The organism is Marinococcus luteus, from assembly GCF_900106595.1.
Taxonomy (GTDB): Bacteria; Bacillota; Bacilli; order Bacillales; family Marinococcaceae; genus Marinococcus; species Marinococcus luteus.
The window spans coordinates 126,992-142,046 of the sequence record NZ_FNNC01000001.1 but is presented as its reverse complement, the minus strand read 5'-3'; the positions used below and the strand labels follow the sequence as shown (position 1 = coordinate 142,046).

General features: G+C 48.5%; 14 protein-coding genes and 1 other annotated feature (1 of these 15 only partly in view). All 14 genes read right to left on the bottom strand.

Annotation, left to right across the window (positions count from 1 at the left end; all coding sequences use genetic code 11):
• Window positions 1–53, bottom strand: a binding site (T-box leader); it reaches 179 nt to the left of the window's first position.
• A gap of 37 nt (window positions 54–90) precedes the next feature.
• The 14 genes from BLV22_RS00735 to BLV22_RS00670 all read right to left on the bottom strand — a co-directional run bounded on the left by BLV22_RS00735 (window position 91) and on the right by BLV22_RS00670 (window position 14,994).
• A complete protein-coding gene (locus tag BLV22_RS00735; RefSeq protein WP_091610225.1) occupies window positions 91–603 on the bottom strand; it encodes a DivIVA domain-containing protein in 513 nt (170 codons plus the stop codon).
• Between the two features lie 109 nt (window positions 604–712).
• Window positions 713–1,501, bottom strand: coding sequence for a YlmH family RNA-binding protein (locus BLV22_RS00730; RefSeq protein ID WP_091610223.1), 789 nt, complete (start codon window positions 1,499–1,501; stop codon window positions 713–715).
• Between the two features lie 16 nt (window positions 1,502–1,517).
• Window positions 1,518–1,790, bottom strand: a complete 273-nt coding sequence (locus tag BLV22_RS00725; RefSeq protein ID WP_022792702.1) for a YggT family protein — start codon at window positions 1,788–1,790, stop codon at window positions 1,518–1,520.
• An 18-nt stretch (window positions 1,791–1,808) separates the two neighbouring features.
• Window positions 1,809–2,237, bottom strand: coding sequence for a cell division protein SepF (locus BLV22_RS00720; protein WP_091610222.1), 429 nt, complete (start codon window positions 2,235–2,237; stop codon window positions 1,809–1,811).
• 60 nt (window positions 2,238–2,297) lie between these two features.
• Window positions 2,298–2,975 (bottom strand): YggS family pyridoxal phosphate-dependent enzyme, encoded by a 678-nt coding sequence (locus BLV22_RS00715; RefSeq protein WP_091610220.1) that lies wholly within the window; start codon window positions 2,973–2,975, stop codon window positions 2,298–2,300.
• 19 nt (window positions 2,976–2,994) lie between these two features.
• Window positions 2,995–3,804: a peptidoglycan editing factor PgeF gene (gene pgeF, locus BLV22_RS00710; RefSeq protein WP_091610218.1), complete on the bottom strand. Its 810-nt coding sequence runs from the start codon at window positions 3,802–3,804 to the stop codon at window positions 2,995–2,997.
• Between the two features lie 119 nt (window positions 3,805–3,923).
• A complete protein-coding gene (gene ftsZ / locus BLV22_RS00705; protein WP_091610216.1) occupies window positions 3,924–5,099 on the bottom strand; it encodes a cell division protein FtsZ in 1,176 nt (391 codons plus the stop codon).
• 38 nt (window positions 5,100–5,137) lie between these two features.
• The gene (gene ftsA, locus BLV22_RS00700; RefSeq protein ID WP_091610215.1) at window positions 5,138–6,466 is read right to left on the bottom strand and encodes a cell division protein FtsA; all 1,329 of its coding nucleotides are present in this window, start codon (window positions 6,464–6,466) and stop codon (window positions 5,138–5,140) included.
• A gap of 211 nt (window positions 6,467–6,677) precedes the next feature.
• Window positions 6,678–7,577 carry a cell division protein FtsQ/DivIB gene (locus BLV22_RS00695; RefSeq protein ID WP_091610213.1) on the bottom strand — a complete coding sequence of 300 codons (900 nt, stop codon included), beginning with the start codon at window positions 7,575–7,577 and terminating at the stop codon, window positions 6,678–6,680.
• A 29-nt stretch (window positions 7,578–7,606) separates the two neighbouring features.
• On the bottom strand, window positions 7,607–8,527 hold the full coding sequence (gene murB / locus BLV22_RS00690) for a UDP-N-acetylmuramate dehydrogenase (protein WP_091610211.1): 921 nt from the start codon (window positions 8,525–8,527) through the stop codon (window positions 7,607–7,609).
• 170 nt (window positions 8,528–8,697) lie between these two features.
• Window positions 8,698–10,053, bottom strand: coding sequence for a UDP-N-acetylmuramoyl-L-alanine--D-glutamate ligase (gene murD / locus BLV22_RS00685; RefSeq protein ID WP_091610209.1), 1,356 nt, complete (start codon window positions 10,051–10,053; stop codon window positions 8,698–8,700).
• Window positions 10,053–11,027 carry a phospho-N-acetylmuramoyl-pentapeptide-transferase gene (gene mraY / locus BLV22_RS00680; protein ID WP_425433769.1) on the bottom strand — a complete coding sequence of 325 codons (975 nt, stop codon included), beginning with the start codon at window positions 11,025–11,027 and terminating at the stop codon, window positions 10,053–10,055. Before mraY ends, murD begins: the two co-directional genes overlap by 1 nt.
• 24 nt (window positions 11,028–11,051) lie before the next feature.
• Complete coding sequence (locus tag BLV22_RS00675) at window positions 11,052–12,521, bottom strand: UDP-N-acetylmuramoyl-L-alanyl-D-glutamate--2,6-diaminopimelate ligase (RefSeq protein ID WP_091610205.1); 1,470 nt, start codon at window positions 12,519–12,521, stop codon at window positions 11,052–11,054.
• A gap of 175 nt (window positions 12,522–12,696) precedes the next feature.
• Window positions 12,697–14,994, bottom strand: a complete 2,298-nt coding sequence (locus BLV22_RS00670; protein ID WP_091610203.1) for a penicillin-binding protein — start codon at window positions 14,992–14,994, stop codon at window positions 12,697–12,699.
• Between the last annotated feature and the right edge of the window lie 61 nt (window positions 14,995–15,055).

Sequence of the window (15,055 nt, the reverse complement as noted above, 5' to 3'; positions counted from 1 at the left end):
CGCAGATCGCTGAGACCGGTACATTACTGCCTGCTCCCCTTCAACGTTTATCGAATATGATAATGCAAAAGTATAATCTAGTTGCCGGTGTTAGTCAAGACGTTCGCCGTCGCCTGCATAAACGTCCGCCTCAGCCGGTTCTTCCTCGGCAAGATTCTGCCATTCATCCGAATGAAGCATTTCCATTTGTGCTTCGAGCAGCATTTTAAATTTGGTCTGGTAAACAGAAGCCTGCTTTTTCAATTCTTCAATTTCAAGCTCAATCCGACGGGATTTGTTCAATGCTTCGTTGATAATCCGGTCCGCATTTTTTTCCGCTTCCTTCACCGTCAGCTGTCCTTCCTTCTGGGCGTTTTTCCGCACCTCTTCTGCCGATTCCTGGGCTACATAGATCGACTTGTTCAGCGTCTCTTCAATACTTGAGAAATGATTAATCCGGTCTTCGAGCTCTTTTGTACGGTCATACAGCTCGTCCCGTTCGCGGATTACCTCTTCAAAATCCTTAATCAGCTGCTTTAAAAAATCGTTTACTTCATCTTCATCATATCCACGGAACCCTCTTGTGAATTCCTTATTATGAATATCCAGTGGTGTTAAAGGCAAAATCCTTCACCCTTTCTACAATTCAAGTATGTATACCGGCCCGAAAGCCTGCTGCCTTTTTCTACATTCGCGGCGAAAAAGGCAGTTCCTTCCTTCAAAACAAAAAAGGTTATTTTTTTCTTTTCTGTTCTTTAATTCCATACACAATCCGCTGCTTATCTTTTTTGGTGCGGCCCAGCACCTCCATCAATTTGGAGCGGCCAAGCCCGCGTACCGAAACATAATCCCCGGGACGCAGCATATAGGAGGACTGATCGACCTTTTTCCAGTTCACGCGCACCTTTGCTTTTTCTATGAATGGAAGCGTTTTGCTTCTTGAAAGCCGGTATGCTTCTGCCATAAACGTATCAAGTCGAAGCGAAGAAACCGTGGTTTCACGCTCCACCCACTGGTCTTCTATCGGCAGCATAGCGGAAAACGGTTTTTCCTCCGGCGTTACGGAAACATTGGCAATCTTTGGAAGGTTCAGCTCAATATAGCTGCGGACTTCGGCAGCTGCTAAGAATTGAAAGCATCCTTCCCCTTCCAGGATATCACCGAACTTCTCCCGTTTTAACCCGATGCCCATCAGTGCCCCGAGAACATCCTTGTGTTCAAGAGAAGCGAATTTCTGCGGATAGGAGATTTCAAACAATATCAGCTGAAAATCCTCCTGCTCCGGCTGTTCGTAAAATGGATAAATCAGCGCCCGCTTTCGCTCAGCACCATCGCTTCCCCCGGCAAAAGCATAGTGGACGGTTTCGTCTTTTCCGATGACTGACGCTAAAATATCCCGCTCCCGTGGATCGAGAAAATCGGTCAGCCGTCTTTCAAAGTTGGTTTCAACTGCTTCTTTCCAGTCTGATGCCTGTTCCACCCAGGCTCTTTCTTCCGGCCGGAAATGTTCGAGCATATTCATGTTTTATTCACCTCAATTAAAACAACGCGCCGGCATTGAAAAACAGTGCCCGGATTCCTGATTCTGCAAAAAAGAGCACAATGATCGCCACGATCGGCGAAATATCAAGCGGGCCGAGAGGCGGAATAAAACGGCGGAACGGCTCCAAATATGGTTCACAGATCGAACCGATAAACTGGCCGATCGTAGATTCTCTCGCGTTTGGAAACCAGGACATGAAAATATATACAATTAACACAATCCGGTAAATACTGATTAAACTAATCAGCAAAGAACCTATAAGCTGCATACTCCCTCTCCTTTCTTTTTAATAGTGTTCGTCCCGTTCGGACATAATATCTGTAATAGCACCCGAAATATCCACATTATCGGGCGCGCAGAAAAAGATCTGGCTGCCGATCTTCTGAATGTCCCCGCCGATGGCATAGACAGTGCCGCTTAAAAAATCAACGATACGCCGCCCCTGCTCCTTTGGCACCCGCTGCAGATTAATGATTACTGCTTTCCGGCTGCACAGGTGATCGGCGATATCCTGCACTTCTTCGTAGCTGCGCGGCTCCAGAAGCATCACCTTCGAGGATTTCTGCACACTCTGCAGGCTCACCACATTGCTTGGCGCTGCCCCCTGCCTGTTTTCATACTGGGCATATTGTTCTTCTTCAGAAAGAGGAACTTCCTGTTCGACCACATCGTCGTCCATCTCAAAAAAACGCCGGAACTTCGAACGCAAACTCATCTTCTCCTCTCCTTTTTACACAGAGATACCAGCTGTTTTGTTACTTAACGCCGGATTCTTTTATTCACCTACAAGCGAAGTACCGAGACGGATATGAGTAGCGCCTTCTTCAACAGCTACCATATAGTCGTTGGACATTCCCATGGACAAATAACCGCAGGGGGCATGCGCCCAGTTTTTTTCCTGGATACGCCTGCGCATCTCATTCATCTGACGAAAAACTGGCCGGGTGTTTTCAGCGTCTTCTTCAAATGGAGCGAGTGTCATTAATCCTACGATCCGAAGGCCCGGAAGTTTCACCAGTGATTCAATAAACGGCTCCACTTCCTCTGGCGGGAGCCCTGCTTTGCTTTCTTCCCCCGAAGCATTCACCTGCACAAAGCATTCGGTGACTGTTTCCCCGGAGCGTTTATTGATCTCCTCTGCCAGGCTCCAGCGGTCCAGCGAATGAATGTATGCACATTTTCCGATAATCTTTTTCGCTTTTTTTGACTGCAGGGTGCCGATAAAATGAATGTCCGCGCGGCCGAAAACAGCTTCGTATTTTTCAAGCGCACCTTCCACACGGTTTTCCCCCAAATCGGTTATTCCGGCTTCTACTGCCTCTACCGCCCGCTCCGGGGACACGTACTTTGTAACAGCAATGCATGTTACTTCCTCCGGGTCCCGGCCGGATGCTTCACAGGCGAGGCTGATGTTACGCTTTATCACTTTCCAGTTGGATTCCACAGTGTTCAAAGTGCAGCATCCTCCCTGTCTATATAATATAGATATAACTCATCATTCGTCCAGTTTTCCCGTTTTCACGACGGTGGGAGAAAAACAGCTCCTCTTTGGCATAAGTACAGTAACCGCTCACAGCAATACGCTCAGGCAGGACTCCTGCCTGTTCAAGCAGCAGTCTGTTGGCTGTCTTTAAATCAAGCTCGTACCGCCCGTTTGCCTTTTGAACCCACGGCTTTCCGCTGGAAAAATCATGTTGTGCCTTAAGAGCTGAGAGGACTGTTTCATCCACTTCATAATTAGCTCCGGATATGGCCGGCCCGATCGCCGCATATATTTGCTCAGGCGGGACCCCCTTATCTGCAAAAGCACGAATCATTTCAGCTCCAATGTCCGCTGCGGTTCCTTTCCACCCTGCGTGGGCGAGCCCTGCCACCTCGGAGTTTTCTGCATAAAAGAACAGAGGCACACAGTCAGCATAAAAACTGACAAGCGTTACTTCCTTCGACTGGGTAATCATGCCGTCGGCTTCTGCCACAGAAGTTTCCCTCTGCTCACTCCCTTTGCCGGCATCACTGCGGCCCACTTCCACGATACGGCTGCCATGAACCTGTTCTTCAGCAGTCCAGGCAGAAAGAGGCCGGCCGATATGTTCGGCAGTGATCAAACGGTTATTTATCGTTACATTCCTGTCTTCACCTACATGAAAAGCTGTATTCCGGCTCTCGTAAGGCGGCTTTCCCGTGCCGTTTACTCTTGTGGTAAAGCCGGCGGCAGCTGCTTTGCTGTTCATTTGCAGCTCGAGAATACCATTTGTTAAAAGGTGAAACGGCTCAGGCTGCATGCCATCACGACCTTTCTGCTTATTGATCAGTTATGCGGCTTAATCGGAAACAAATCAGCTTTAGCGAAGAAAAGCGGGCCGTATCCGGCCCGCTTTTTTCTTCTATCGCCTGCCCACGCTTAACGGCGGCGCCGGTTGCGCAGGAACGTTGGAATATCGAGTCCTTCGTCTTCTTCCTGTCCATCTCTGGACGGTTCATTTTCAGATACAGGCTCTTCCTTCCAATCCTGCTGAGGCGCAGGCTGCTGTGGCTGCTGCGGGGCCTGCTGTCTTGTCGGCTGCTGCCGGGAAACGGTCTGACGGCCTCCGCCTCTTGTTCCCTGCGCACTCCGCTGATCTTCACTGTCCTGGAACCCTGTCGCAATAACCGTAACTACGATTTCGTCTTTCAGGTTTTCGTTAATAACCGAGCCGAAGATCATATTAACATCCGTGTCCGAAGCTTCAGATACAATTTCAGCAGCTTCGTGCACTTCAAACAGACTCAGGTTGGAGCCGCCGGTAATGTTCATCAGCACGCCCTGAGCGCCTTCCACGGACGTTTCAAGAAGCGGGCTTGAGATGGCTTTTTTCGCCGCTTCCACAGCACGGTTTTCTCCAGTGGATATACCAATACCCATTAATGCAGAACCTTTTTCGCTCATGATTGTTTTTACGTCGGCAAAGTCGAGGTTGATAAGCCCCGGTACCGCGATCAGGTCACTAATGCCCTGAACGCCCTGGCGGAGAACATTATCCGCTTCACGGAACGCTTCAAGCATCGGCGTGCTCTTGTCCACAATTTCAAGCAGACGGTCGTTTGGAATAACAATCAGCGTATCCACTTTTTCCTTTAAAGAAGAAATACCGTTGGAGGACTGCACCGCACGCTTTTTACCTTCAAATGTGAACGGGCGTGTAACGACACCTACGGTCAGTGCCCCAATTTCTTTGGCTACTTCAGCAATAACCGGAGCAGCACCTGTGCCTGTGCCTCCGCCCATGCCGGCTGTGATAAATACCATATCGGCACCAGTCAGCGCTTCTTCGAGCTGCTCTTTACTTTCTTCTGCAGCTTTTTTACCAATTTCCGGGTTCGCTCCGGCACCCAGGCCTCTCGTCAACTTTCCGCCTAATTGAAGCTTTGTTTCTGCTTCTGATAATTTCAGCGCCTGGGCGTCTGTGTTTACCGCAATAAATTCGACTCCCTGTAAACCGTTCTCAATCATACGGTTCACAGCGTTCGAACCGCCCCCGCCGACACCGATGACTTTAATCTGGGCTAGCTGGTCCATATCCATTTCAAATTCCAACATATGTGGTCCTCCTATATAGTCGTTTTATCCTTCGTTACTTATTCAAAGAAAGATTTAAATACGCTTCGCATCCGCTCTTTAAATCCAGGCTCCTCCGGATCTTTTTCTTTCGTCCGGTTTTGCTGGCGCGTGCTTGAACCATTGCGGTAATTAGCTTCTCCTGCTGAAGCCGGGCGGTCTGATTCTGCATACTTTTCAGAGCGTCCCGCTGCTACAACGGACTCCTCTCCACTATGAACCTTCATGCTTTTATATGCAAATTCAATCAAGCCGATACTGGCTGTATACGTAGGTTCACGTACGCCGATATAGTCCGGCATCGCAAGGCGGACATGCTGCTTCCAGATATCCTGGGCAAGCTCGAGCGTTCCCGGCATCATGACCGCTCCTCCAGTTAATACATAACCGCCCGGAAGATCATGATAACCCATGCGGTTGATTTCCTGCTGCACTAATGTAAGAATTTCTTCCATTCTCGGTTCAATAATTTCTGCGAGTTCGAGCTGCGTGAATTTTTTCTGATCATTGTTTCCAAGCGTCTGAATGGAAAATGACAAATCATCAGAAGCATCATCAATAAAGGCATGGCCATGCTCAAGCTTCAGACGCTCTGCCTCTTCGGCGGTCGTTCTGATGCCAACGGAAATATCGTTTGAGATGTGGCTGCCGCCAATTGGGAGAAAGGACATTGTCTGCAGCTGGCCTTCCTGGAATACAGAGACCGTCGTCGAGCCGCCGCCAATATCAATCAAGGCCACCCCAAGAGAACGCTCGTCCTTTGAAACGGCTACGCTCCCTGAAGCCAACGGCTGAAGCACAATGTCTGCAATTTCCAGTCCTGCTCGCTCCACACAGCGTAGTAGGTTATGTAAAGCGGTTTTAGCTCCTGTGATAATCGTTCCTTCCATTTCCAGACGGGTGCCGAGCATGCCGCGCGGATCTTTAATTCCATCCATCCCGTCTACAATAAACTGGGCTGGAATAATATCAATAATTTCTCTGTCGGGCGGAATGCTCATCACATGTGCCGCGTCGATAACTCTTTCCACATCCTCATCCTGAATTTCACGATCGGTGCTTGAGACGGCCACTATTCCATTGCACGCCCGCATTTCCACCTGATTGCCGTTAATTCCTACAATGACCTGCTTTACTTCTAAATCAACCATTCGTTCCGCCTGGTCCACGGCCTCTTTAATCGCTTTAACCGTTTCATCGATATCAACGATTGCACCTTTTCTCATACCGATAGACGGCGCCCGGCCGACTCCGATAATTTTCAGGGCTCCACCGCTCATATCTCCGATAATCGCTCGGACAGACGATGTGCCGACATCAAGACTGACATACAAATTTTCACTGTTCAAGGTTGGGCACCCCCTTATAGATCTATTTTCGTTTCGATTTTATAACTATTGTGTCCTTTATATTTCCATACGCACCAGAATTTTTCCGGTTGCGCTTCCATTAATAATATGCGGCAGTATCTTTGTTTGGGTTAAGAAAAATACGCCTTCTTTTCAGTCTACAACAACTATCTTCAATGGAAAAGGCAATTTTCAAACAATATTCATTCTTTTATTGCTGAGCTTCATTGGCACTATCGTTTTCTTCACCGTCAGCAGCTCCGCTTTCTGCTCCTTCAGGAGTGTCATTTCCTTCAATGAAACTTTCCTCAGGCATTTCCTGGGTCCCTTCATTTTCTTCCTCAGATCCATCTCCCGTATCTGCTGCCTCAAAGTACGGCGCCCTCATCATATAAAGCACCCCGTTTTGGCCGGCATCAATATTTCTTGCAATGGATGGATACGAGCTCATATACTCTGAGAATCCAGAAACAGAACTGCGGACCTCGAGACCGTCGTTCATGTAAAGAGTGATATTATCCTCCTCGTTTTCAGAGGGGTCGAAATATACTTCTGAAATCCGGTTGGTCACCCCTTCACCGAGTTTACCAAGCTCCTCTGCGAACGCTTCAAGTCTGTCTTCGTTCTCAAAATTCTGTAGAAGCGGCGCATCTGCCGGAAGTTCGCTGTCTACATCATCTGCCAGCGCATAGCCGTTTTCAAGCACAGGAGCGTAAGCTCCTTCTGCCTGCGTATAAGCAACTTTTTCATACTCAGTAACGTCAATGTTTACCGTCGCCGGCCCGGACCTTGTCACCTCTGCTTCTTGAATTGCCGGCAGCTTCTCTACATTATTCTTAATCACGTTTCTGTCCATTTCCCAGATATTTGTGCCGATCCGGGCCCCGCTTTCTTCTTTAATAACCTGTTTCTCTGTGAATTGGGATCCGCTCGTTTCAATGCTGCGGATATGACTTAACGGAGATTGAAAATAGATAACCAGTCCGATCAATACAAAAAATACAGCCAGATAGATAAACAGCCGGCGCCGCGATTTTTGCCGGCGCTGCTCCTTTAAACTGGGGTGATGCTCTTCGAGCGAGACCAGTTTGCCATCATTTGGCTTCCTCACACCGCAGTCCTCCTCTGTTTCCCCGCTTATCAGCTGTCAGCTGATCTTCTGTTTACGATTTCCACTTCGGTCTCAAGGTCAATACCGTAAGCTTCTTTCACGGAGGAACGGGCTTTTTCAATTAAGGCAAGCACATCAGATGCTTTGGCTTCCCCTGTGTTAACAATAAAGTTTGCATGAAGCTCTGAGATCTGCGCACCGCCGATCACGTGTCCTTTTAATCCGATCTTCTCTATGAGTTCACCGGCATGGTCAGGCAGAGGATTCCGAAACACGCTTCCGGCACAAGGATGAGCCCACGGCTGCGTCTCTCTTCTGTACTCTTTGTATTCCTGCATTTCTTTAAAGATGACGTCTTTTTCCCCCTGCTCAAGCTTGAGCCTGGCTGCAACACATATTCCTTTGTCCGACTGAAGCCTTGAGGTGCGGTAGGCAAATCCCATTTCTTCGTTAGGAATCCATTCCATTGTTCCGTCCGGAAATAAAATTAACGCTTCTATCAGCACCTTTGACATATCAGAGCCGTGGGCGCCTGCATTCATAAATACTGCGCCGCCGACGCTCCCCGGAATGCCCCCGGCGAACTCCATGCCTCCGTATCCGTCCCGGCTTAAAATCGTAGCGAGCCGGACTAATGGATAGCCCGCTTCCACCGTGACTATACCGTTATCGTTTTCCATATTGGCAAGCTTCGTGCCAAATTTTATTACCACGCCTTCAATCCCATCATCATCCACCAGCAGATTCGATCCCCGTCCGATGGCACGCCACGGAAGATTTTCTTCCTGAATCCATTCCATTGCGTTTACCAGCTCTTCCACGCTTGTCGGCTCCACAAGCCAGTCTGCCGGCCCGCCGATTTTCCAAGTCGTATGCTTCGCCAGTGGTTCATCCTTCAGTACTTTGCCAAAGTCTTCGAAATTCCATGCTGATTCCGCCTCTTGTCCCATACGGTCCCCTCCTGTTTAATCATTTGTTTATTTCAAGCTCCCTGGATTCTCCATTACATTTTTGTGTTTATTTTTATATGCTCTCTTTTTGTAGAATGTATCATTTCGATCCATTCCTGAAACCACCTTCTAAAGGTGGCTTCAGGAGTGGAGCAAACCTGCACTCCATGTCATTTATACTTTTCTACATATTCCATAAACGTCCGGCCCCGCTCTTCAAACGTCCGGAACTGGTCCCAGCTCGCACAGGCAGGTGAGAGCAGGAGCACATCCCCGCTTTCAGAAAGCTGAAAGCTTTTGTCCACAGCATCTGCCAGAAATTCTGTGCGGTGGATTTCATTTACCCCTGCCTCCTGAGCGGATGCGGCCAATTTGTCCCGCGTCTCGCCGTAAGCAACGATTGCCTTGATTTTCCGAAAAGACTCAATTAAATCATCGAAGGTGTTGCCGCGGTCAAGCCCTCCGGCCAAAAGCACCACCGGCTCTTCAAAAGCTTCGATTGCCTTTTGAGTGGAAAGCATATTCGTCGCTTTCGAGTCATTGTAAATTTTGCGTCCGTTCACAATCCCGCTGAATTGAAGCCGGTGCTCGATACCGTGGAAGTCGGATAATGCCAAATCGATGGCTTTGTTGGATGCACCAAGTACTTTAGCTGCAGCAATTGCTGCCAGCATATTTTCCTTATTATGTGCCCCGGGAAGAGAAGCACGCTCCACAGCCATCACCGGCTCTGTTTTATAATAAAACATACCGCCTTTAATATACGCCCCGTTTTCACAGACAGACTCGGTGGAAAATGGCACAAGTGCGGCGCCTGAGTTTTCGGCAATTCGTTTTACCTCTTTTTGATCATAATTGTAGACTGCTGTATCTTCTGCGGTCATGTTTTGAAAGAGCTTTGCTTTCGAATGCTCGTAGTCGTTCCGCGAGCCATGGTAATCCAGATGGGCATCGAAAAGGTTTAACAGCACCCCGACCTTCGGGCGGAACTGCCTTGTCCCTTTCAGCTGAAAGCTCGAAACCTCTGTAACCATGATCTGGTCTTTTTTAATCTGGGGAGCTACTTCACATGCCACATTTCCAATATTACCAGCTACAGCAGCTTCTCTGTGGTCATTTTTGAAAATGGCCTGGATCAGAGAAGTAGTGGTCGTTTTACCATTCGAGCCGGTAATAGCCATCATCGTCCCTTCACACAGCTCAGCCGCAAGTTCGATTTCCGTAATAATATTGAACTGTTTTTCCAGGGCTTTTTTGATAAACGGATGGTGATAGGGAATACCCGGATTTTTAACAATGACCGAAAACGGTTCTTCGAGCAGGGAGACCGGATGGCTTCCTGTAATCAGCCGAATCCCAAGATTCTCAAGCTCCTGAATCTTCGCGTCTCCTTCTTCCGCCTCTGTTCCGTCGTTCACGGTTACCTCCGCTCCAGAACGGTGCAGCAGTTTCGCCGCGGCCAATCCACTTTTAGCCAAACCTACGACAAGCACTTTTTTCCCTTTATATTCTTCTAAGCGATCCATTATAAAAACACCTCTAATGCGACCCCGGACAGCCCGGCGGCAGCTCCTACCACCCAAAAAGCAGTAACGACCTGCCACTCCGACCAGCCTGACAGTTCAAAATGGTGATGAACCGGGCTCATTTTAAATACCTTTTTCCCTCTTAATTTGTAAGAAATCACCTGAATAATGACGCTCAGCGTCTCCAAAACAAATACGAGGCCGATCACAATCAGCGTCAATTCGGTTTTCGTTAAAATAGCTACAGCAGCAATCGCGCCCCCGAGGGCCAGGGAGCCGGTATCTCCCATGAAAATCTTTGCCGGGTATTTATTGAAGATTAAAAAGCCGAGCAGGCTGCCCACCACTGCAAAAGCAAACAGCCCAACGTCCATATACCCGAGCGAAAAGGCGACCAGGGCATAAGCGGCAAACGCCATCGTTCCCGTACCGGCCAGCAGTCCATCCAGCCCGTCCGTCAAATTCACTGCGTTGGAAGCACCGACGAGCATAACAATTATAAGAAAGAAATATGCCCATCCGAATTCGAGTGACCACTCGGTTCCCGGCACAGCTACACTCGTATCAAACGTGCCATTATACAAAACAATAAAAAAGATAAATGCAATAACAATCTGGCCAATCAGCTTCTGAATACTTGTAAGGCCGAGATTTCGTTTCATGACAATTTTAATGAAATCATCCAAAAACCCAAGTATTCCGAATCCTACAGTTACAAGCAGGAGCAGCCATATTTCCGTTGTGTAGCCGACAAAAATCGGCAGCACGATAAGAGCAGTAATCAAAAGGCCGGCAATAATCATTGCGCCTCCCATTGTTGGCGTACCGTCTTTTTTCTGATGCGATTCCGGCCCCGTTTCCCGGATGCTCTGGCCAAATTTCAGCCGTTTTAAAGCTGGAATAAGAACCGGTGCTGAAACCGCACATATAATAAATGAAACTATTGTTACTATTAAAGCTGCAAAACCCATCAAGGGAGCTCCTTTCAGTATGAAACACTAAGCCTGTTTATTATTTTTCTTTCTGACCGCGTCTTTTGCCACTTCCCGGTCATCAAATTCCAGTGTTTGGTCCCCTATCACCTGATGCGTTTCGTGGCCTTTGCCCGCAACGAGCACTGTGTCCCCGGCCCCTGCAAGGAATACGGCACGTTCGATCGCCTTCCGGCGGTCCTCAATGATTTCGTATTTTGTACCGGTGAACCCTGCTTCCATCTGCTCTAATATTTTGACCGGGTCTTCCGAGCGGGGATTGTCGGAGGTGAGAATTACCAGATCGCTGAATTTTTCTGCTGCAGCTGCCATTTTTGGCCTTTTTTCTTTGTCTCTGTCTCCGCCGCACCCTACCACGGTGTAGAGACGTCCTTCAGTCATATCAAAGGCTGTTTGAGCTACATTTTCCAAACCGCCTGGAGTATGAGCGTAATCAACGACAATTGTGCTTTTCTGCCCTGCTTCTACAGCTTCAAATCTGCCGCTTACGACCGGTGCATTCTTTAAGCCGTCAACGATGCTTGTGACAGAAACGTTTTCTGCAATGCATGCAGTAATGGCTGCGAGCGCATTGTATACATTGAATTTTCCAAGCAGCGGATACTCCACCTCCGTGCTTCCCCAAGGGGTATTCAGCGTAAACGATGTTTTCCCGCCGGTGGTTTTTATATTTTCAGCGTAGATATCATTGCGGTCATTGATTCCATATGTGAGTACCGGCGCTGTAGTCACTGCCTGAAAGTAATCAGAGGCTTCGTCGTCTCCATTCAATACCGCAGTGCTCAGTTCTCCTGCAAAACTGTTTCCGAGCTGGGAAAACAGGAGGCTTTTAGCGTTTCTGTAGCTTTCCATCGAACCGTGATAGTCCAGATGATCCTGTGAAAGGTTCGTAAAAACCGCTGTACGAAACTGGACGCCGCGTACACGTCCCATTTGCAGCGCATGAGACGAAACCTCCATAACACAGCTTTTTACTTCTTTATCCCGCATTGCCGCAAACAGCTGCTGCAGCTCCAGGGATTCAGGCGTGGTATTATTTGTCTCCACGGATTCATTTCCGATTTTTGCATACATAGTGCCAATTAAGCCTGTCTTTGTCTGTTCTTCGTTCAGGATAGATTCGACTAAATGGCTGGTGGTGGTTTTACCATTTGTACCGGTAATACCGATTACGCGAACATCCTTTGTAGGGTGCCCATAGAAATGATCCGCTGCGTAGGCCATTACCTTCTGGGTATCCTTCACGAGCCACACAGGTGCTTCTACGTCGACATGCCGTTCCGCTATCACAGCCGCCGCCCCGTTACTTACTGCGTGGGCGGCAAAATCATGGCCGTCTACTTTGGTCCCTTCAATACAAAAAAACAGACCATTTGGGCTCACTCCCCTGGAATCCATATGTAAGCTTTCTATTTCTTTGTCTTCGCGCTCAATCCGCACCATTATACTTGGAATAATGTCTGTTATATATTTCATTTCCGTGCCTCTTTTCTATCCGGAGCAAGTGTTTACCACTAATTATAGAAAAAATGTGTGTCGTTCTTCCCGGCTGTCTTTTAATGAATATGCACGCAGAGAATTATGTTCGTTCTCTGCGTACACTTCACTCATTCTAATGTGAACGATAAAACATGTCATGGGACAATCGTCATTAATTTTCTACCGGTGCTTCACTTTCTTCTGGCTGCTCTTCACCAGAGCTTTCCTCTGTATCATTTTCCTGGGTTTCAGATTCCTCTGCTTCAGCCTCTTCCGGCTGTTGTTCCCCGTTTTCATTTTCCGCGCTATTTTCTTCTGTTTCCTCCTGCTCTGCCTGAGCATCCTGCAGCTCCTGCAGTTCGTCCGGCGGCACCAGCTCGACTTCCATGTTTCCGGCAGCACTTACAGCTGTGCCGGGATCAACCGACTGGGAGCTGACATAGCCGGATCCGCTGGTGTCTATATCGATTTCAAGCAGCGTTTCGAGCCGCTGGATTTCCCGGAGGGACCATCCGCTGACATCAGGAATACTTTTTTGTCCGTTTGTCAGGAAGATTACTTTTTCACCTACGATCAGCCGTTCCGTATTTGTAGGAATCTGACTTTCCACCTGATTGCCGTCGCCAATCACCACTGGCTCCAGCCCCGCATTCTCAGCGGCATTTTCAGCTTTATTCACTGATTTTCCGGTATAGTCTTCAAATTCAATACCTGACTCTTCATAGGCTTTTGTATCCTCAACATCCGAGGGAGTAAGATTCATGTATGAAAGGCTCTGCTGCATCACCGGATTAAAAATAGCACTCACAGCATCAGACCCTGTCTCCGTCGGCTCAAGCTCCGGACGGTCCACGACAACGTAGACAATAATTTCCGGGTCATCTGCCGGCGCCATTCCGATGAAGGAGAAAATATTCTGGTTCTCGCCGCTCAGGTAGCCTCCCCCTTCAGGATCGGGAATTTGAGCCGTCCCCGTTTTTCCGGCCACCTCAACTCCGTCAATCTGATATGGTGCCCCTGTGCCGTTTTCCCCGTCAACGACCGTTTGCAGCTTTTCCCTGGTCTCCCGGGCTGCACTTTTACTGATCGGTGTACCAGCTTCCTTTGGTTCGGATTGATAGGTCGTTTCGTTATTATTCGGATTCTCAATATGATCAATCACGTAAGGCTGCATCATTTTGCCATCATTGGCGATAGCAGTGGCTCCCTGAACCATTTGAATCGGGGTAACCGTTGAGGCCTGGCCAAAGGCAGTAATACCTTCATTTAACGGCGTTTCTTCTGCCAACGCCCCGTCCGCCTCATTCGGCAGATCAATACCGGTTTCCTGCCCGAATCCGAATTTCTCCAGGTAATCAAATAAGGCTCCTTCCGGCAGAATTTCCAGAGCTATTCTCATAAATGCTACGTTTGAGGAACGACGGAGGCCTTCATTGTACGTGATTTCTCCCCAGCCTTCTCCTTTGTTATGGTCCCGGATCGTTTCCCCGGAGACTTCATATGTGCCGGACTCATAAGTATCTTTACCTTCATATACTCCTTCGTCGATCGCAGCAGCCAGAGTAAACATTTTAATCGTCGACCCGGGCTCAAACTGGTCGGAAACCGCATAGTTGGTATAGTTTTCGATTTCTTCATATTCATTCGGGTTGAAGCTCGGCCGATTACTCATGCCGAGAATTTCCCCGCTGTCTGCATCGGCCACAATGCCCATCATTTTGTTCGGGCTGTAGTTTTCTTCCACCTCAGACATCGACTGCTCGAGCACGCTTTGAATATTGCCGTCCAGGGTCAGGTAAACGTCTTCGCCGTCTTTGGCCGTATTCGTCGTCGTTTCTTCTTCATCAAGAAGAGCGTTTTCCTCGGATTCTGTTCTTGTTCCGTCTTCGCCGGTTAATTCTTCATTCAATCCGGCTTCAAGCCCCATCTGAGCTTCTGACATGTCCCGATTCGTGTAACCAAGCACATGGCTTGCAAACGTCTGGTTTGGATAGTAGCGGCTCGGCTCTTCGCGAAAATGAATGCCTGCGAGATCAAGCTGTTCAATTTCTTCTCGTTCAGACAGCGTTAAATACTTGCTCCCGGAACCAAGCTCCACCTGGTACTGGTCACGTTCGAGCATGTCTTCGAGCTCCGCCGCTTCCATGCCGATCAGCGGCCCAAGCTCCCTTGCTACCCTCGCCGGGTTTTTCACATGGTCATCGTAGGATTCATCAAGGACGGCGTAGACAGAATAGGAAGGCACCTGTTCTGCCAGTGGTTCTCCCTGCTTGTCGTAAATAGTGCCCCGTTTTGCCTCAACGGTTTCGGTCGTGGTATATCTGGAGTCTGCCATACTTGCAAGATCATTGCCCTCCACTGTTTTCCCCACCTGGATATACACCATGCGTCCGGTGAATATGAGAAAGAAAACAGCTACAGCAATAACCAGTAAAAGCGCCCGCACCTTCGTATTTTTCAATTTCTTCATGCTGAGAACGTTCACCACCTGAATTTTTACATGTAACGGGGCGTAGATTAACTTGCAAGAA

Coding starts and splice junctions, on each gene's coding strand:
- murB (WP_091610211.1), bottom strand. CDS start 8,527: ATGGGACAAGAGGCGGAATCAGCATGGAATTTCGAAGACTTTGGCAAA.
- BLV22_RS00720 (WP_091610222.1), bottom strand. CDS start 2,237: ATGAGTTTGCGTTCGAAGTTCCGGCGTTTTTTTGAGATGGACGACGAT.
- pgeF (WP_091610218.1), bottom strand. CDS start 3,804: ATGCAGCCTGAGCCGTTTCACCTTTTAACAAATGGTATTCTCGAGCTG.
- BLV22_RS00675 (WP_091610205.1), bottom strand. CDS start 12,521: ATGAAATATATAACAGACATTATTCCAAGTATAATGGTGCGGATTGAG.
- murD (WP_091610209.1), bottom strand. CDS start 10,053: ATGGATCGCTTAGAAGAATATAAAGGGAAAAAAGTGCTTGTCGTAGGT.
- BLV22_RS00725 (WP_022792702.1), bottom strand. CDS start 1,790: ATGCAGCTTATAGGTTCTTTGCTGATTAGTTTAATCAGTATTTACCGG.
- BLV22_RS00730 (WP_091610223.1), bottom strand. CDS start 1,501: ATGAATATGCTCGAACATTTCCGGCCGGAAGAAAGAGCCTGGGTGGAA.
- ftsZ (WP_091610216.1), bottom strand. CDS start 5,099: ATGTTGGAATTTGAAATGGATATGGACCAGCTAGCCCAGATTAAAGTC.
- BLV22_RS00670 (WP_091610203.1), bottom strand. CDS start 14,994: ATGAAGAAATTGAAAAATACGAAGGTGCGGGCGCTTTTACTGGTTATT.